General features: G+C 69.3%; 18 protein-coding genes. 8 read left to right on the plus strand and 10 right to left on the minus strand.

The window, feature by feature from the left end:
* Positions 1-3: 3 nt before the first annotated feature.
* The 4 genes from ACFWBD_RS07530 to ACFWBD_RS07545 all read right to left on the minus strand — a co-directional run bounded on the left by ACFWBD_RS07530 (position 4) and on the right by ACFWBD_RS07545 (position 2,320).
* Positions 4-450, minus strand: a complete 447-nt coding sequence (locus tag ACFWBD_RS07530; RefSeq protein ID WP_020130693.1) for an SsgA family sporulation/cell division regulator — start codon at positions 448-450, stop codon at positions 4-6.
* A gap of 100 nt (positions 451-550) precedes the next feature.
* Positions 551-1,408 carry an IclR family transcriptional regulator gene (locus ACFWBD_RS07535; protein ID WP_385664002.1) on the minus strand — a complete coding sequence of 286 codons (858 nt, stop codon included), beginning with the start codon at positions 1,406-1,408 and terminating at the stop codon, positions 551-553.
* 198 nt (positions 1,409-1,606) lie between these two features.
* Positions 1,607-1,819, minus strand: a complete 213-nt coding sequence (locus ACFWBD_RS07540) for a DUF5326 family protein (RefSeq protein WP_385664004.1) — start codon at positions 1,817-1,819, stop codon at positions 1,607-1,609.
* A gap of 183 nt (positions 1,820-2,002) precedes the next feature.
* On the minus strand, positions 2,003-2,320 hold the full coding sequence (locus tag ACFWBD_RS07545; protein WP_385664006.1) for a cupin domain-containing protein: 318 nt from the start codon (positions 2,318-2,320) through the stop codon (positions 2,003-2,005).
* Positions 2,321-2,378: 58 nt separating this feature from the next.
* On the opposite strand from ACFWBD_RS07545, the gene ACFWBD_RS07550 reads away from it, so the two are divergent.
* The 5 genes from ACFWBD_RS07550 (at position 2,379) to ACFWBD_RS07570 (ending at position 6,114) form a co-directional block, all read left to right on the plus strand.
* Positions 2,379-2,756 carry a phage holin family protein gene (locus tag ACFWBD_RS07550; protein ID WP_385664008.1) on the plus strand — a complete coding sequence of 126 codons (378 nt, stop codon included), beginning with the start codon at positions 2,379-2,381 and terminating at the stop codon, positions 2,754-2,756.
* 7 nt (positions 2,757-2,763) lie between these two features.
* Positions 2,764-3,255, plus strand: a complete 492-nt coding sequence (locus ACFWBD_RS07555; RefSeq protein ID WP_385664011.1) for a low molecular weight protein-tyrosine-phosphatase — start codon at positions 2,764-2,766, stop codon at positions 3,253-3,255.
* Positions 3,252-4,409: a cystathionine gamma-lyase gene (locus ACFWBD_RS07560; protein ID WP_385664014.1), complete on the plus strand. Its 1,158-nt coding sequence runs from the start codon at positions 3,252-3,254 to the stop codon at positions 4,407-4,409. The genes ACFWBD_RS07555 and ACFWBD_RS07560 overlap by 4 nt, the downstream gene beginning before the upstream one ends.
* Positions 4,410-4,637: 228 nt before the next feature.
* Positions 4,638-5,543 carry a LysR family transcriptional regulator gene (locus ACFWBD_RS07565; RefSeq protein WP_385664016.1) on the plus strand — a complete coding sequence of 302 codons (906 nt, stop codon included), beginning with the start codon at positions 4,638-4,640 and terminating at the stop codon, positions 5,541-5,543.
* A gap of 88 nt (positions 5,544-5,631) precedes the next feature.
* The gene (locus ACFWBD_RS07570) at positions 5,632-6,114 is read left to right on the plus strand and encodes an NUDIX domain-containing protein (protein WP_385664018.1); all 483 of its coding nucleotides are present in this window, start codon (positions 5,632-5,634) and stop codon (positions 6,112-6,114) included.
* A 40-nt stretch (positions 6,115-6,154) separates the two neighbouring features.
* Here ACFWBD_RS07570 and ACFWBD_RS07575 read toward each other — a convergent pair whose 3' ends face one another.
* Together ACFWBD_RS07575 and ACFWBD_RS07580 are read right to left on the minus strand one after the other, a co-directional pair.
* Complete coding sequence (locus ACFWBD_RS07575) at positions 6,155-7,909, minus strand: globin domain-containing protein (protein ID WP_385664020.1); 1,755 nt, start codon at positions 7,907-7,909, stop codon at positions 6,155-6,157.
* 407 nt (positions 7,910-8,316) lie between these two features.
* Positions 8,317-8,949 (minus strand): HAD family hydrolase, encoded by a 633-nt coding sequence (locus tag ACFWBD_RS07580; RefSeq protein WP_385664023.1) that lies wholly within the window; start codon positions 8,947-8,949, stop codon positions 8,317-8,319.
* Positions 8,950-9,163: 214 nt separating this feature from the next.
* Between ACFWBD_RS07580 and ACFWBD_RS07585 the strand changes: the two genes are divergently transcribed.
* Complete coding sequence (locus ACFWBD_RS07585; protein ID WP_385664026.1) at positions 9,164-10,030, plus strand: GNAT family N-acetyltransferase; 867 nt, start codon at positions 9,164-9,166, stop codon at positions 10,028-10,030.
* 70 nt (positions 10,031-10,100) lie between these two features.
* Here ACFWBD_RS07585 and ACFWBD_RS07590 read toward each other — a convergent pair whose 3' ends face one another.
* Both ACFWBD_RS07590 and ACFWBD_RS07595 read right to left on the minus strand, forming a co-directional pair.
* A complete protein-coding gene (locus ACFWBD_RS07590) occupies positions 10,101-10,520 on the minus strand; it encodes a heme-binding protein (protein WP_385664029.1) in 420 nt (139 codons plus the stop codon).
* A 71-nt stretch (positions 10,521-10,591) separates the two neighbouring features.
* The gene (locus tag ACFWBD_RS07595; protein WP_385664032.1) at positions 10,592-11,818 is read right to left on the minus strand and encodes an MFS transporter; all 1,227 of its coding nucleotides are present in this window, start codon (positions 11,816-11,818) and stop codon (positions 10,592-10,594) included.
* A 142-nt stretch (positions 11,819-11,960) separates the two neighbouring features.
* Between ACFWBD_RS07595 and ACFWBD_RS07600 the strand changes: the two genes are divergently transcribed.
* Positions 11,961-12,434, plus strand: a complete 474-nt coding sequence (locus ACFWBD_RS07600; RefSeq protein WP_385664033.1) for a MarR family winged helix-turn-helix transcriptional regulator — start codon at positions 11,961-11,963, stop codon at positions 12,432-12,434.
* Positions 12,435-12,444: 10 nt separating this feature from the next.
* Entirely contained in the window at positions 12,445-12,897 is a 453-nt protein-coding gene (locus tag ACFWBD_RS07605; protein WP_385664036.1) for a GNAT family N-acetyltransferase, read from the plus strand.
* Positions 12,898-12,983: 86 nt separating this feature from the next.
* On the opposite strand, the gene ACFWBD_RS07610 is transcribed toward ACFWBD_RS07605, so the two are convergent.
* Together ACFWBD_RS07610 and dnaB are read right to left on the minus strand one after the other, a co-directional pair.
* On the minus strand, positions 12,984-14,369 hold the full coding sequence (locus tag ACFWBD_RS07610) for a serine hydrolase domain-containing protein (protein ID WP_385664039.1): 1,386 nt from the start codon (positions 14,367-14,369) through the stop codon (positions 12,984-12,986).
* Between the two features lie 59 nt (positions 14,370-14,428).
* Positions 14,429-15,907 carry a replicative DNA helicase gene (gene dnaB / locus ACFWBD_RS07615; protein WP_385664042.1) on the minus strand — a complete coding sequence of 493 codons (1,479 nt, stop codon included), beginning with the start codon at positions 15,905-15,907 and terminating at the stop codon, positions 14,429-14,431.
* Positions 15,908-15,988: the final 81 nt, after the last annotated feature.

Genomic DNA, 15,988 nt, shown 5'->3' on the forward strand with positions numbered 1-15,988 from the left:
ACGTCAGCCGGCGCTCTGCTCCTCCGCCAGGATCCGGTCCAGCGCCTCGTCCAAATGCGCGTCGAAATCGGCTAGAGCACCCTCCTGGCCCAACGGAACCAGCTTGTCGGTGCGATCGAGGAACGCCACGAGCGGGGCCGCCGACGACCGGAACAGCGCCTGGTCGCCGCCGACCTGAAGCCGGATCAGGACCTCCCCCAGCACATCGGGATCCACCGGCGAGACACGGACGTCCCCCTCGCCGCACGGCCTGCCCACCCCGTCGATGAGCAGCTCGCGCCCGAAGGCCCAGGTCACCGGGGCATCACCGGGCAGATGGAAGGTGAGTCGCACGGCATACGGATCGCATGACTCGTAACCCAGCTCCACCGGAATGCGGAACGAGAGCTCCTCGGAGACGAGGAAGCTCATCATGACCTCTGCCTGTACTGCCTGTACGGACTCGCGCATCGCCTTACCTCGTCATTTGCCGCCGCCTGGCCGGGAATGGACCTTCTGACACTGCACGCATCTTGCTGAAAGTACACAACAGATCACAAGGAGTGAGTTTTCAGATACTGATAGAGATCGCCAGCGATCCCAGCAGCCGTCCGACCTCGCTCTGAAGTTGCCGCGCCGCCGGCAACAACCGGTCGGCGTGACGGGCGGGCAGAGAGATCGCCATCGTGGCCGCCGTGGTGCCCACGGTGATCGGAATGGCGGCGCACACCGTGCCCAGCGCGTACTCCTGTCGTTCGACGACCGGCTCCATCCGCCGCATCCGCTCCAGGCGCCGCAGCAGAGTGTGGTTGTCGCGCACGGTGTACGGGGTGATCGACTGAGCGGGGTAGCGGTCCAGGTGGTCGCGGCGGGCGTCCTCGTCAAGCTGGGAGAGCAGGCACTGGCCGATGGCGTGCGCATGGCCGGTCTCACCGAAGTCCGCCCACTCCTCGACCGCCGGATTGCCCGGGGTGTCGGAAACGCACATGATCTCGATCTCACCGTCGCGGTACCTGGCGTAGTACACGGGAACACCGATCGAATCGCGCCACTGGGCGAGGGTGTCGGCGACCGTGCTGCGACGTTTCTGCGCCGCCCCGCTCCTGCCGAGCCGCTCAGCCGCCTCACCGAGGAAGAACAGTCCCTTGTCCCGTCGCAGGTAGCCCTCGTGCACGAGGGTGCGCAGCAGGTGGTAGGCCGTGGGCAGCGCGAGTCCGGTCTCGCGGGCGAGTTGTTTGGCCGGAGCCCCGTACTCGTGCTCCGCGACGGATTCCAGCAGCCGCATGGCGCGCTGGACGGAGCCGATCAGGGTGACGGCGGTATGCGGGTGCTCGGGGGTGGTCGTGTTCGGTGGGCGTTGCAGTGGGGGCGCGGCGGAACGCGGCCGCGCGGGGGGTGCGAACGGCTCTGCCGATGCGGTGTCAACCATGACCAAGGGTCACTTCCGAAGCGCGAGGGGGAGGCCCGTGCGGGGACACGGGAGGGGGTGTGCGCCACTCGCGGGAGTTCGACCCGCGACGAGTTCCGGACTTTAACCGTCTGCCACCGCGTACAGACGGGCTGTCAGGGAAACTTCCCCCGGCCGAGGGAACAGCCGATTCCTGTTACCGCTCCCCGGCCCCCACCATCACCAGTCGCTGCGCGACGAGGAACCCGAAGTGAACTTCCTTACGACGTAGATCAGTCCGCCGACCAGCGCCACGAAGACCAGCAGCTTGAAGAGCAGGCCGATCACGAACCCGACGACGCTGGCTATCAGACCACCGAACACGACCAGGGCGATGACCGGCACCGCGACCCACTTCACCCACCACGGCATTCCCGCGAAGATCTCTCGCATCGCCCTTGTCCTCATCTTCTTCGGTCGATGTCCGGCACCCCTGTCGGGCCGGAGCGTTTCGATGTCCTGCCGCCGATGCTAGGTCCGAAGTGGGTGCCGACGGGGGCCTCGCACCCCTTGTCCTCCCCTGACCGAACCCCTAGGGAACCCCGAGACCGCTGGTCAGCCGGCAGACGGACAGGCTCAGCCCTCGGCCGGCGAGAACACGACCAGGACCCGCAGGTCCTCGCTGATGTGATGGAACTTGTGGGCGACCCCGGCCGGGACGTACACCACACTGCCTCGCGCCACCTGCGTGGTCTCCAGGCCGACGGTGATCGAGGCTCGCCCGCTCACGACGAAGTACACCTCGTCCTGGTTGTGCGGATTCTGCGGATCGTGCGAGCCGGCATCGAGCGCGTACAGCCCGACCGACATGTTCCGTTCACGCAGAAACTGTAGGTAGGCGCCGTCGTTGGCGGCTCGCTCCGCCTCCAGTTCATCCAACCGGAATGCCTTCATCGACCTTGTCCGCCCTCGTCCGGTGCTCGTTCGCGATCTCTCTGCCACGATCAGACACATGAAGAATTTCGTAGTCAAGACGATCGCCAACGCAGGCGCCCTGGCGGTCGCCGTCTGGCTGCTCGACAAGATCACTCTGACCGGTGACAGCACGGGCAAGAAGATCGGCACCCTCATAGTCGTCGCACTGCTTTTCGGCCTGGTGAACTTCCTGGTCAAGCCGGTCGTGAAGGTGCTGACCTTTCCCCTGTTCATCCTCACGCTCGGCCTGATCACCCTGGTGGTCAACGCCCTGATGCTGCTGCTGACCTCGTGGCTGGCCGACAAGGTCGACCTGAGCTTCCACGTGGAGGGCTTCTGGACCGCGGTCCTGGGCGGCCTGATCATTTCCGTCGTCTCCTGGGCCCTCAACGTCGTGATGCCCGACGGAGACTGAGTCCGCGATGACTTACCACGTCTGTTTCGTCTGCACCGGCAACATCTGCCGCTCGCCGATGGCCGAGTCGGTCTTCCGCGCGCGCGTGGACGACGCCGGCCTCGAGGAACTGATCGAGGCCGAGAGCGCCGGCACGGGCGACTGGCACGAGGGCGAGAACGCCGATCCGCGGGCCCTCTCCGTCCTGGAGGGGCACGGGTACGCCCTCGACCACACGGCCCGGCGCTTCGAGCCGTCCTGGTTCGCCCGCCTCGACCTCGTCATAGCCCTCGACTCCGGCCATCTCCAGGCCCTGCGCCTCCTCGCACCCACGAAGGAGGACGCGGCGAAGATACGGCTGCTGCGGTCCTACGATCCCGCGGCAGCCGACGACCTCGACGTCCCCGACCCCTACTACGGGCGCCCGAGCGGCTTCGAGGAGTGCCTTGAGATGGTGGAGAGGGCGAGCGCCGGTCTGCTCGCCGCCGTACGAGACGACGTGGAAGGACAAGTGGCATGAGCGGATCCGCTACCGACGGAGAGCTTTCCGGAGGCCCCGGCGAGGGCACACGCGCGGTGCGGGCGGGGCTGCCCGAGCCGGTGAAGTACGAGCCGACCCTTCCCGGGCCGGTGTTCGCAGCGCACTTCCACCTGCCGGGCGAGCCCACGGGCCCGTACACCTACGGCCGTGACGAGAACCCGACCTGGACCCACCTGGAACACGCCATCGGCGAGCTCGAGGCGCCGGGCCAGGATGACGTCGAGACGCTCGTCTTCGCCTCCGGCATGGCCGCGATCTCGTCGGTGCTGTTCTCCCAGTTGCGGGCCGGGGACACCGTCGTGCTGCCCGACGACGGCTACCAGGTGCTGCCCCTGGTGCGCGCGCAGTTGGAGGCGTACGGCATCGAGGTCCGCACCGCGCCGACCGGCGGCGACGCCCAGCTGGACGTCCTGGACGGTGCGAAGCTGCTGTGGATCGAGTCCCCCTCGAACCCCGGGCTCGACGTGTGCGACATCCGGCGGCTCGTCGAGGCGGCACACGCGCGTGGCGCTCTGGTGGCCGTGGACAACACGCTCGCCACCCCGCTCGGGCAGCGCCCGCTGGAACTCGGCGCCGACTTCTCGGTGGCCAGCGGCACCAAGCAGCTCACGGGCCACGGCGACGTCCTCCTCGGCTACGTCACCGGGCGGGCCGGTGCGCCGATGACAGCCGTACGCCGCTGGCGCAAGATCGTCGGGGCGATCCCCGGGCCCATGGAGGCCTGGCTCGCGCACCGGTCGATCGCCACCCTCCAGTTGCGCGTCGAGCGGCAGAACACCACCGCCATGGCCGTGGCCGAGGCACTGCGGGGGAGGCCCGAGGTGAGCGGGCTGCGGTACCCGGGGCTGCCGGACGACCCCTCTCACAAGGTCGCCTCGCAGCAGATGCGTCGCTACGGGTGCGTGATCTCCTTCACGCTGTCCACGCGCGCGCGTGCCGAGAGTTTCCTCGACGCCCTGCGGCTCGTGGACGACGCGACGAGCTTCGGTGGAGTGCGGTCCACAGCGGAGCGGCGCGGGCGCTGGGGTGGGGACGCGGTGCCGGAGGGCTTCATCCGGCTGTCCGTCGGCGCCGAGGATCCCGAGGACCTGGTGGCGGACGTGCTGCGTGCGCTGGAGGAGTCGGCGCGGTGACCGCCATACGGACGCCCCCCCAGGGTCCCGCCATGGACGACGGACGGTCCGAGCCTCCCCCCTCGTGGCTCGGACCGTCCTCGGTTCTGCGCGCGAAGAACCGCGCCCACAAGGCTAGTTGACTCTGTGTCAGTGTCCAATCACAGTAGCGACTGATACCTATCGACATATTTATAGTTGGGCCCCGCCTCGGAACTGGAGGAAGGCGGGGAAAAGGGAGGACGCTCCGTGGATCTGGCCTTGCTGCGCACCTTCGTGACCGTGCACCGGGCCGGTTCCTTCACACGCGCCGCCGCTCTGCTGGGACTGTCACAGCCGGCCGTCACCTCCCAGATCCGCACCCTGGAGCGGCAGCTGGGCCGCCCCCTGTTCCTGCGGCAGGCCCGCGGCGTGACGCCGACGAGCATCGGCGACGAGCTCGCCCACAAGGCCGCCCCCCATCTCGACGCCCTGGTGGAGATCGCCGGGACCGGCCCCGACGACGAGTCCGCCGTGCGGACGCTGCACCTCGCCGGTCCCCCCGAATTCACCGCCGAGCGGGCCCTTCCCTCGCTTACCGAGCTGTCCGGCGACGACGGCCAGGGGTACGCCCTGCGTGCCTCCTTCGGAAACGCCGAAGAGGTCCTGGAGGGCCTGGCTGCCGGTCATCACGACCTGGCCATCAGCACGGCTCGACCGCGCGGGACACTGCTCACTGCCACTCCGCTGTGCGACGAGGAACACGTCCTGGTCGCCGCCCCGCAGTGGGACGAGCGGATCGATGCCGGGAAGCTGTGCCGCAAGGGCGCGTCCGCGCTGGAGAACCTCCCGGTCATCGAGGTCCACGAGTCCCTGCCCCTGGTCTCCCGCTACTGGGCCTCCGTCTTCGACTCACGCCCCGCCGCCTCGGGCACCGTCATCGTGCCCGACCTGCGCGCGGTCCTCGCGTGCGCTGTCTCGGGCGCCGGTCTGGCGGTCCTGCCCCGCTATCTGTGCACGGCCGCTCTGGAGCGCGGTGACATCGTCGCGCTGCACGAGCCGGTGGTGCCGCCGCTCCGCACCTACGTTCTCGTGGCACGAACAGGAACGCTGGCGACGCCGCATATCGCGCGGGCCCACGAGTGGCTGCTGGGCGCGGCCGCCGCGTGGTACTGACCCGGTTTCCGCGCGGTGGCGAGGAATGAGTTCACCCGGTGATGTCTCACGATGTTTCACGTGGAACCAGCGGGGCCACATTTCTCCCATGACCGTCCGACCCGTGGTCAAGCGCACCGCACGAGCCGTTCTGCTGGACGGCGACCATCTGATCCTGATCAAGCGCACCAAGCCCGGTGTGGATCCCTACTGGGTCACGCCCGGTGGCGGGGTCGAACCGGACGACGCGACGGTGGTGGACGCCTTGCACCGCGAGGTGCACGAGGAACTCGGCGCCAAGATCACCGACGTGGTGCCCTGCTTCGTCGACACCGTCGAACACATCGGTGACGACGGGGGCGCGACCGGAGTGAAGGTGCAGCACTTCTTCGTCTGCCGTCTGGAGTCCATGGACCCGTCCCTGCGGCACGGCCCCGAGATCGAGGAACCCGCCGGCGAGTACGAGATCGTCCGCGTGCCGTTCACCCGGGTCGGGATCGCCTCCGTCCACCTCGTACCGCTGTCGCTGCGGCACTATCTCGACGGCAATATCGAGGGCGTCCGCGCCATGCACGCACCCGACCTCGGCTGAGGTCCTGAGCCCGGCCCGGGGCGTCCTGCGGAGCGCCGGGTCAGCTTCCGGCTGCGACGAGTTCCTCGACCGAGTCGTGGCGTATGCGCTCCTCGGGGATGCCGACGCCACGCAGGGCGTCCACTCCGCTGCGGATCATGCCGGGCGGACCGGAGACATAGGCGTCGTACTCGGCCCAGGGCCCGAAGGCGCGTATCGCGTCGGGCAACTGGAGCAGACCATGCCGGTCGACCACCGGGCGGACCTCCAGCCAGGGGTGCGACTGCTGGAGCCGGAGCATCGTGTCGATGTCGTACAGGTCGTGGTCGCTGCGCGCGCCGTAGAAGACCTCGACCGGGCGCCGGGTGCCGTGCTCGGCGACATCCTCGACCAGCGCCTTGATGGGGGCTATGCCGGTGCCGCCGCCCAGGCAGAGCAGTCCGCTGTCCCTGGTGTGGTCGACGGTCATGGAACCGGCCGGCGGACCGAGCCGGACGACGTCGCCTGGCCGGGCGCGGTGCACCAGAGCGCTGGAGACCCAGCCCGCGGGGACGGCCTTCACATGGAAGGCCAGCAGACCGTCGGAGCGTGGCGCCGAGGCGAAGGAGTAGTGCCGCCAGATCCGCGGCCACCAAGGCGTCTCCAGGCTCGTGTACTGCCCGGCGCGGAAGGGGTAGGGCTGGCTGGGGCGGACGGTGAGGATCGCCACATCCGGCGTTCTGAGGTCGTGCGTGACGACCTCCGCGTACCACCAGGGCGGAGCGCGCAGTTCGTCCACGGCCGCCGCGTCGATCATGACCTGGGAGATCGTGGTGTAGGTCCGGACCCAGGCCGCCTCCGTCTCGGCGTTCCACACGGCGCCCGCGTACTTGCTCAGCGCGCCGATGAGGCACTCGCCGACGGCCGGATAGTGCTCGGCCCTGGTGCCGTACTTGCGGTGACCACGGCCCAGGTTCTGGAGGTATTCGACGAGGACCGCTCTGTTGTCCATGTGCTCGGCGGCGGTGAGCAGTGCCTTGAGGAGCCGGTCCCGTTGGGCGTCCATCGCGGGCGGGAACAGCGAGCGCAGGTCTGGATGGCGGACGAACAGCAGCGCGTAGAAGTACGACGTGACCTTGTCGGCCACCGGGGCCACTTCGGCCATCGTCCGCCGGATGAGAACGGCGTCCGGAGACACGTTGCCGACGGGCGCCGACCGCTGAACGGGCACCAGGGAATCGACGGGCGAGGCGGTGTACTGCTGCACGGCCGAACGGGGCTCGGCCGGCACGGCCCGCTGCGCGGACATGGGCGCTGTCGCGGACCCCGACGGCTGCGGATGCTGCGGCTGCGGCTGCGGCTGCGGCTGCGGCTGCATGGACGTCTGCTGCTGGGCAGGTGTACGAGGCCCCGCGCGGCCTTGCGAGGCGTCAGGTGTCTCGCCCAGGGCCGACGCTTCGGGCGGGGCCGGTGGCCGAGGTCGCGCGGAGGGTGGCGCCTCGGCGGGGTGCCGGATCTGAATGGGGGATCCCTGCCAGGGCGGCGGCTGGGGCTGTGCGCTCGCGGGGGAGGCCATGGCGTCGGGGGTCGACAGGTCCGGGTCCGTCCGGGGCTCGGCGTCCGTGCCGCCCTGGGGCGCGTCACCGTGCGAGTCGACCGTATTGCGGCCCACCGGGCGGAGGGCGGCCAGGCGACGTCCCTCAGAAGCCCCCGGCTCGCCTCGCGGAGCCGGCTCCGGCTGCTTGTGCGGTGTGAACCATCCGTCCCCGCTGCCGGACGTGCCGTTGTCAGCCGACCTGCTGGTCGGAGCGTCCATGGTGTGCCTCGCCTCGAACATCTTTCGGTCGGTCTGCGCACTTCCTGGATCGGAAGGTGCCTGTTTCCCCCGCAGACGGCTTGTCTTTCCGTTCGGTTCCACGACCAGGACCGCCACGGTCCATCCGTATTTCCCCTCCGCACCCACAGGTGAGGCGGGTGTGCGAGATGGGGCGGCACTCTCACCGCAGCATCCCATCCGGTCCGGGCGCCCCGGTCACATCACCGGAAATGCGGGTCTTCGATCTCTCCGTCCCGTTAGGCTGCGTTGCCCTGTTCTCGGTTCGCGCGGAATGTGTGCACCGTGTCGCGCGCACTTCGTTCCGAAAGCGAACCGGAGTCGACCATACCGGCCGCCGTCCGCGGCACAAGTGGCCCCCTTCCGCCCCCGGAACTCGCTCGGGCACGCGAACCGCACGTACGCGTCAATCAGCGGTCGTGGCACACCAATTCATAGGCATCCCACAGATCCTTCCCCACGTAGGAGTGGGTCGCGAGGCCCGCCAGACGGCGGTCCGGGTTGACCGCCACGGAGACCGGTACGACCCCGAACAGATCCTTGTCGGAGAGCGAATCGCCGTAAGCGACACAGTCGTCCCGCGTCACTCCGAACTCCGCGCAGAGCCGGTCGGCGATCAGCACCTTCGCCGCCGCGCTCAGCGCTCCTGCCGGGTCCATGGGTTCGGTGAAAGGGACCGCCGGGAAACGGGATCCATAAGCCGCGTGGGCGCCCCAGCCAGTGAGTCTTTCCACGAAGAAGGAGGGCGAGAGCGACACGACCGCGCAGTACTCCCCTCTGCTCCTTATCTCCGCCCAGACATCGCGGATACGTGCCAGCCACGGCGCCCCCTCGAACGCCGCCGTCACATGCTCCTCAGTGAGATGCGCCCAGAGGTCATACGCCTGCGTCGCGTACTCCGGCGGCCCGATCAGCCCCGCCGAGATCGACTGCTCCAGCACCACCGTCTCGGCCTCCAGACCGAGTTGACGTGAGATCTCCAACAGAGCGGACGTCCCATGCAGCAGCGTGCCGTCCAGGTCGAAAAGGTGAAGTCTCGCCATGGCCCGAGGCTATCGGGCAGGCCTGACACCTCCCTGACGCTGCTTTTCCCGGGCTGCCGTTGGTCTCTGTTTCACGTGAAACACTCCCGCGCTGCCGTCGCATGGGGCGGTGGGAAGTGGGCCGTGAACGATGGGCCATGACATGGCCAAAAGCACGTACGTCCCTGGGGAAACAGGTGGACGTCGGCGGTACGGGTCGGACAGCCTGACCTGCGTGCCGACTCCTTCCCTCACCGCTCTGCCCATCCGTCGTCTGACGCCCCGCGATCTCACCGCCTGCGCCGACCTGTCCGAGGACCGGGGGTGGCCGCGCGAGGAGCACAAGTGGGGCCTGCTCCTCTCGGCCGGAACGGGTTACGGCATCGACGCACCCGACGGCGGACTCGTCAGTGCCTGCGTCGTCACCGAGTACGGGCCGCACGGCCGGCCCACCCTCGGCGCCATCGGCATGGTGCTGGTCGCCGAGCGGCACGCCCGGCAGGGCATCGGCCGGCGGCTGATGCGGCACGTCGTCTCCCTGATGGGCACCACCCCGCTGACCCTGCACGCCACACCGCACGGCCGTCCCCTCTACGAGGAGCTGGGCTTCAAGACCACGGGCCGGGCGGAAATGGTGCGCGGGCGTTTCACGCCGGACGAAACGGCGCCGGACGTCGTCACGCGTGCGGCCACGGCCGAGGACCTCACGGCGATCCTCCGGCTCGACGAGGAGGTCTTCGGCGCCGATCGGACGCAGGTGATCGCTCGCCTGCCCGCGTTCACCGACCAGTTGCGGGTCGCCGAGGACGACGGCCGGATCATCGGTTACGCGGCCGCATGGCCCAACATGGACACCCAGGTCGTGGGCCCGCTGATCGCCAGGGACACGAAGACCGCGAAGGCCCTGCTGGCCTCGCTCGCCGCCCGCACCGACCGGCCGCTGCGCACCGACATCGACGTACGGCACGAGGAACTGCTGGAGTGGGTGAAAGCCCGGGGCCTGGAGCCCGTTGCCTTCAACGCCGTGATGACCTATGGGATCACTGAGTTGCCGGGCGATTGGCGCCGCCGGTTCACTCCGCTGACGGTGGCGGCCGGCTGAAGCCGGGAGACACGACGAACGCCGGTTCCCATGAAGGTCGGAAACCGGCGTTCGTGGTGAACGCGACAGGTCAGGCGAGCGTCTCCACGGCGGCCATGGCGAACCCGTGGTCCTGCTCCGGCGCGCCGCCCCCAACCCCGATCGCGCCGATCAGACGGCCGTCGCGATGCACCGGCACCCCACCCGCGATGAACAGCAGCGGCCGGTCCAGGGCGGTGGGCAGGGTGTGGAAGAGGCCGCCGGGCTGCACGGCCTCGACGAGGTCGGCGGTGGGAGCGTCCAGCTGAAGCGCCGTGTACGCCTTGCGCGTGCTCGTCTCCCCGGAGATCAGCACGGCCCGGTCATCGCGCCGGAAGGCCAGCAGATGGCCGCCGGCGTCCAGGACGGTGACGCTGACCGTGACCTCTGCGGCCTCGGCGGCACGGCGGGCGGCCGTGACGAGGGCCTCGGCGTCGTGGGTGGTCAGGGGAGCGACGGTGGTGGTGCTCATGACGGGTACTTCTCCTTGGGATGGTGCTGAGGCTTGACGAGGTTGGTCGCGGTCCGGGCGACCGGCGGGTCTCACCGCTGGACGGCCGCCTGCCGCTCGGCGGGCGTTCCCCCGGCGACGACGGCACTGGGGGCGCCGGCAGCACCGGAGGCCGTGTCGCGGCGCTCCAGCGCGGCCGAGAGGACAGCAAGGAAGAGGGCGCCCGCGGCAAGCGCGGCGCCGACCCGGTTCGGGGCGGTGTAGCCCGCTCCGGCGGCGATGACGAGGCCGCCGAGCCAGGCGGACAGCGCGTTGCCGAGGTTGAAGGCGCCGATGTTCACCGCCGACGCCAGCGTCGGCGCGCCGTGGGCCTGGTCCAGGACCCGCTTCTGGAGCGGCGGGACGGTGGCGAAGCCCAGGGCGCCGATCAGGACGATCGTGACGGCCGCCAGGACCTTGTTGTGGGCGGTGACCGTGAAGAGCGCCAGGACGACCGCCAGGGCGCCCAGAGAGACGTACAGCATCGGCATCAGCGCGCGGTCGGCGTACTTGCCGCCGACGAGGTTGCCGCCGACCATGCCGAGCCCGAAGAGGACCAGCAGCCAGGTGACGGATCCGTCGGCGAAGCCGGCCACGTGCGTCATCATCGGCGCGATGTAGGTGATGGCCGCGAAGACGCCGCCGAAGCCGAGGACGGTCATCGCCATGGCGAGCAGCACCTGGGCGTTCTTGAAGGCGGCCAGCTCGTGCCGCAGCCGTACTCCTTCGGCCCGCGGCATCTCGGGCACAAGCCTGGCGATGCCGGCCAGGCCCACGACGCCGAGCACGGCGACGACGGCGAAGGTGACGCGCCAGCCGGCGCTCTGCCCGATGAGAGTGCCCAGCGGAACGCCCACGACGTTGGCGACGGTGAGGCCGGTGAACATCATCGCGATGGCCCCGGCCTTCTTGTCCGGGGCGACCAGGTCCGCGGCGACGACCGAGCCGATGCCGAAGAAGGCGCCGTGGGCGAGTGAGGCGACCACGCGGCCGATCAGCATCACGGTGAACGAGGGGGCGACGGCGGACAGCAGGTTGCCGACGATGAACAGGCCCATCAGCATCATCAGCATCCGCTTGCGGGAGACCCTGGTGCCGAGGACCGTCATGAGCGGGGCGCCGAACATGACACCGAGCGCGTAGCCGGTCACGAGGAAGCCGGCCGTGGGGATGGAGACCCCGAAGTCGCCCGCGACCTCGGGCAGCAGACCCATGATCACGAACTCGGTCGTGCCGATTCCGAAGGCCCCGATCGCGAGGGCCAGAAGCGCGAGAGGCATGGGGGTAACACCTTCCCAGACGATTGCAGATGCGCTTTGCGTGCGTCCACAATAGTTGCACACGCTGGCTATACGCAAGCGCCGTATATTGCGAGGTTGCTCTATCCTGGTGTCAGCCGCTCCGGGACGGAGGAGAATTTCCATGACTGCGACGGACCCCGCACTCACCGCGCTCGCCCAGGGCTGGTGCGCCCTCTCCCTGCTGCACGGGAGGATCGAAGCCCACATCGAGCGCGCGCTACAGACCCGGCACGACCTGAGCGTGCGTGAGTACTCCCTGCTCGACGTGCTCAGCCGGCAGCACGACGGCACCGGGGGACATCTGCAGATGAAGCAGGTGGCCGACGCCGTCGTCCTCAGCCAGAGCGCGACCACCCGGCTGGTGACCCGGCTCGAGGACCGTGGGCTGCTCGAGCGCTACCTGTGCCCCACCGACCGCCGTGGCATCTACACCAACGTCACCGAAGCCGGTCTGAAGCTGCTCGCCGAAGCCCGTCCGACCAACGACGCCGCTCTGCGCGAGGCACTCGACGAAGCCGCCAGGAACGCGGAACTGGCCCCGCTGGTACGGGTCGTGGAGTCGCTGAACGCACCCGTCGCAGCCTTGGGCACATAGGGTTGCGGGCATGGGAGATCTTGAAATACGGGCCGCCGTCGCCGAGGACATCCCCGCGATCGTCGGCATGCTCGCGGACGACCCGCTGGGTGCACAGCGCGAGTCACCCGACGATCTCAGCCCCTATCTGACCGCGCTGGAACGACTCACCGCCGACCCGAACCAGCGTCTGGTCGTCGCCGTCCGCGAGGGACACGTCGTCGGGACGCTCCAGCTGACGATCATCCCGGGTCTGTCGCGGCGCGGCTCGACCAGGTCGGTCATCGAGGGCGTGCGGGTGCACGCCGACGAGCGCGGCAGTGGCCTGGGAACGCGGTTCATCGAGTGGGCTGTCGAGGAATCCCGCCGTGAGAACTGCCAGTTGGTACAGCTCACCTCCGACAGCACGCGCACCGATGCCCACCGCTTCTACGAACGCCTGGGCTTCGTCGCCTCGCATGTGGGCTTCAAGCTCCAGCTCTGAAGACCCCCAAGAAGACCCGAAGACCCCGAGCCCGAACAGAAGCGCCTTGTTTCACGTGAAACAGGACGCTTCCTTCTCATGGGCGGTCAGCCGATGCCGCGCCAGCCCTCCGTGTCGATACCACCGGGCACAGCGGCCCCCTCCTCGTACGGCTGACGCGTGAACACGAACGACCCGAGGTCCAGGTGGTCCACGCTCCCGTCCGGCCGCCGTACGGCCCGCAGGAGCTCTCCTGCGTAGTAGCCCTCGAGGCCGGTCCAGGTGCCGTCCCCGTTCGGCCTGAAACGGGAGCGCCTGCCGCCGCCGGACATCGGCCCCAGGGAGAGCAGCCCGTCGGCCGTCACCCGCAGGGCGAGGGGGCTGGTCCCCCAGTGCCACTGGCCCGCCAGCTCCAGGACGGCGGGGTCCACCTCTGTCAGCGGACGCCACGGCTCGGGAATCCGCGGCTCCGCCTCGGCGACGATCCGTACGAGATCGGCGGCCACCTGGGACGTCATGAGCCCTGACGTGCAGTTGGCGAGCACCACCGCGGCCACGTCGTCCGTCACACCGATGGAGAGGGTGGCCAGGAAGCCCGGCACCGAGCCGGAGTGACCCACGAGCAACCGGCCGTCCCGGTGCTGGATCTGCAGCCCCAGTCCATAGGCGGCTCCGTCCGCCACATCCGGCAGCCCCGCCGGTCCCGCGGGCGTCCACATTTCGCGCAGGGTCTCCGCGCTCAGGACACGGTCGTCGCCCCGCGCCAGGAAGGCGGCGAAGCGCGCGAGGTCTCCGGCCGTGGACCAGAGCTGGCCCGCCGGGGCCATCCGCCCGAAGTCCTCGGCGGGCTCGGGCAGCATCACATCGGCCCAGGGATGGACCGCCCAGCCGCCTGCGGCCGGGGCCTGTGATCGGACACTCGTACGGTCGAGACCCAGAGGTTCGAGCACTTCCCGTCGCAATACCTCTTCCCAGGGCGCCCCGCGGAGCTCTTCCACGAGAGCACCGAGGAGTGAGTAGCCGGGGTTCGAGTAGTGGTGACGTCGGCCGGCCGGAAACGGGGCCACCTGGTCGCCGAGGACGTCGGCGAGCTCCGGCCGCAGCGAGCCTGGGGTCCGCTCCCACCAGGGGCCGGGCGACTCGGCCGCCAACCCACCGGTGTGGGCGAGCAGTTCGGCCACCGTGGGCTCCCCCGCGCCGGTCCCGGACAGGTGCTTCTCCAGCGGGTCCTCGAGGTCGAGCACTCCCTCGTCGCGCAACCGCAGCACGAGCACGGCGGTGAAGGTCTTGGTGATCGAGCCGATGCGGTACTGCACGTTCTCGTCCGGCGCGTGCCCGTCGACCGAGGTCCGCGCCCCGTGCCAGACGGCCCGTCCGTCCCGTACGACCGCGGCGACCAGCGACGGGGCCCGTCCCTCGGTCTGGGCCACGGCGATCCGGTGCAGCAGCGCCCGCCGGGTGCCGGGAAGCAGCTCTTCCTGAGGTGTTGTCATGGGCCCAGTCCATCCGCCCGCGCGGCCGGCGTCGAGCTCATTTCGCCCGGGGCACAGGATCAGGTCTGTGCCATGTCCACGAAGCGCGAGTAGTGGCCCTGGAAGGCCACGGTGATCGTGGCCGTCGGGCCGTTACGGTGCTTGCCCACGATGATGTCCGCCTCGCCCGCGCGCGGCGACTCCTTCTCGTAGGCGTCCTCACGGTGCAGCAGGATCACCATGTCGGCGTCCTGCTCGATGGAGCCGGACTCACGCAGGTCGGAAACCATCGGCTTCTTGTCCGTGCGCTGTTCGGGACCACGGTTGAGCTGCGAGAGCGCGATCACGGGGACCTCCAGCTCCTTGGCGAGCAGCTTGAGGTTACGGGACATGTCCGAGACCTCCTGCTGACGGCTTTCGGAGCGCTTGGAGCCACCGGCCTGCATCAGCTGGAGATAGTCGATGATCACGAGCTTGATGTCGTTGCGCTGCTTCAGCCGGCGGCACTTGGCCCGGATCTCCATCATCGACAGGTTCGGGGAATCGTCGATGTACAGCGGTGCGGAGGACACCTCGGGCATCCGGCGCGCCAGGCGGGTCCAGTCCTCGTCCGTCATGGTGCCGGAACGCATGTGGTGCAGGGCGACGCGGGCTTCGGCGGACAGCAGACGCATCGCGATCTCGTTGCGCCCCATTTCCAGGGAGAAGATGACGCTGGGCAGGTTGTGTTTGATCGACGCCGCGCGCGCGAAGTCCAGCGCGAGCGTCGACTTGCCCATGGCGGGACGTGCCGCGATGACGATCATCTGGCCCGGGTGCAGGCCGTTGGTGAGCGAGTCGAGGTCCGTGAACCCGGTGGGCACGCCCGTCATCTCGCCGCTGCGCGAGCCGATCGCCTCGATCTCGTCGAGGGCGCCCTCCATGATGTCGCCGAGCGGGAGGTAGTCCTCGCTGGTGCGCTGCTCGGTGACCGCGTAGATCTCGGCCTGGGCGCGGTTGACGATCTCGTCGACGTCGTCGTCGCCCGCGTATCCCATCTGCGTGATGCGGGTTCCGGCCTCGACCAGGCGGCGCAGCACGGCGCGTTCGTGGACGATCTCCGCGTAGTACTCGGCGTTGGCGGCTGTCGGCACCGTCTGGACGAGGGTGTGCAGATAGGACGCGCCGCCGACCTTGTTGATCTCGCCGCGCTTGGTGAGCTCGGCGGCGATCGTGATGGGGTCGGCCGGCTCGCCCTTGGCATAGACGTCCAGGACCGCCTGGTAGATCGTCTCGTGCGCGGGCTTGTAGAAGTCGTGACCCTTGAGTACCTCGACGACGTCGGCGATGGCGTCCTTGGACAGCAGCATGCCGCCGAGGACGGACTGCTCGGCGTCGAGGTCCTGTGGCGGTACCCGCTCGAAAGCAGTGCCACCGCCTTCCCACTCACCGCTGTCCCGGCCGCGATCGTGCTGTTCGTCACGACCGCGCCCCCCTTCGCCACGCCGCCGGGCAGGAGGCAGACGATCACTGGGCCCGCTGTCGGCCCACGGGTCGTCCAAGGGCTCGGAAATGCTCACCGAGCCACCTCCTCCCGTCCGCCGAGCGGACCTCGCCATGCCTTCTTTCTACGGCACGGCACTGACAATTGAGAGCGCCAA

It is taken from the genome of Streptomyces sp. NPDC060002 (assembly GCF_042737245.1).
Classification (GTDB): domain Bacteria; phylum Actinomycetota; class Actinomycetes; order Streptomycetales; family Streptomycetaceae; genus Streptomyces.

What these genes read in the sequence shown, in the direction of transcription:
- ACFWBD_RS07595 (WP_385664032.1), bottom strand. Translation starts at nt 11,818, where the DNA reads ATGCCTCTCGCGCTTCTGGCCCTCGCGATCGGGGCCTTCGGAATCGGC.
- ACFWBD_RS07530 (WP_020130693.1), bottom strand. Translation starts at nt 450, where the DNA reads ATGCGCGAGTCCGTACAGGCAGTACAGGCAGAGGTCATGATGAGCTTC.
- ACFWBD_RS07590 (WP_385664029.1), bottom strand. Translation starts at nt 10,520, where the DNA reads ATGAGCACCACCACCGTCGCTCCCCTGACCACCCACGACGCCGAGGCC.
- ACFWBD_RS07550 (WP_385664008.1), top strand. Translation starts at nt 2,379, where the DNA reads ATGAAGAATTTCGTAGTCAAGACGATCGCCAACGCAGGCGCCCTGGCG.
- ACFWBD_RS07610 (WP_385664039.1), bottom strand. Translation starts at nt 14,369, where the DNA reads ATGACAACACCTCAGGAAGAGCTGCTTCCCGGCACCCGGCGGGCGCTG.
- ACFWBD_RS07600 (WP_385664033.1), top strand. Translation starts at nt 11,961, where the DNA reads ATGACTGCGACGGACCCCGCACTCACCGCGCTCGCCCAGGGCTGGTGC.
- ACFWBD_RS07575 (WP_385664020.1), bottom strand. Translation starts at nt 7,909, where the DNA reads ATGTTCGAGGCGAGGCACACCATGGACGCTCCGACCAGCAGGTCGGCT.
- ACFWBD_RS07560 (WP_385664014.1), top strand. Translation starts at nt 3,252, where the DNA reads ATGAGCGGATCCGCTACCGACGGAGAGCTTTCCGGAGGCCCCGGCGAG.
- ACFWBD_RS07535 (WP_385664002.1), bottom strand. Translation starts at nt 1,408, where the DNA reads ATGGTTGACACCGCATCGGCAGAGCCGTTCGCACCCCCCGCGCGGCCG.
- ACFWBD_RS07580 (WP_385664023.1), bottom strand. Translation starts at nt 8,949, where the DNA reads ATGGCGAGACTTCACCTTTTCGACCTGGACGGCACGCTGCTGCATGGG.
- ACFWBD_RS07570 (WP_385664018.1), top strand. Translation starts at nt 5,632, where the DNA reads ATGACCGTCCGACCCGTGGTCAAGCGCACCGCACGAGCCGTTCTGCTG.
- ACFWBD_RS07605 (WP_385664036.1), top strand. Translation starts at nt 12,445, where the DNA reads ATGGGAGATCTTGAAATACGGGCCGCCGTCGCCGAGGACATCCCCGCG.
- ACFWBD_RS07545 (WP_385664006.1), bottom strand. Translation starts at nt 2,320, where the DNA reads ATGAAGGCATTCCGGTTGGATGAACTGGAGGCGGAGCGAGCCGCCAAC.
- ACFWBD_RS07555 (WP_385664011.1), top strand. Translation starts at nt 2,764, where the DNA reads ATGACTTACCACGTCTGTTTCGTCTGCACCGGCAACATCTGCCGCTCG.
- ACFWBD_RS07540 (WP_385664004.1), bottom strand. Translation starts at nt 1,819, where the DNA reads ATGCGAGAGATCTTCGCGGGAATGCCGTGGTGGGTGAAGTGGGTCGCG.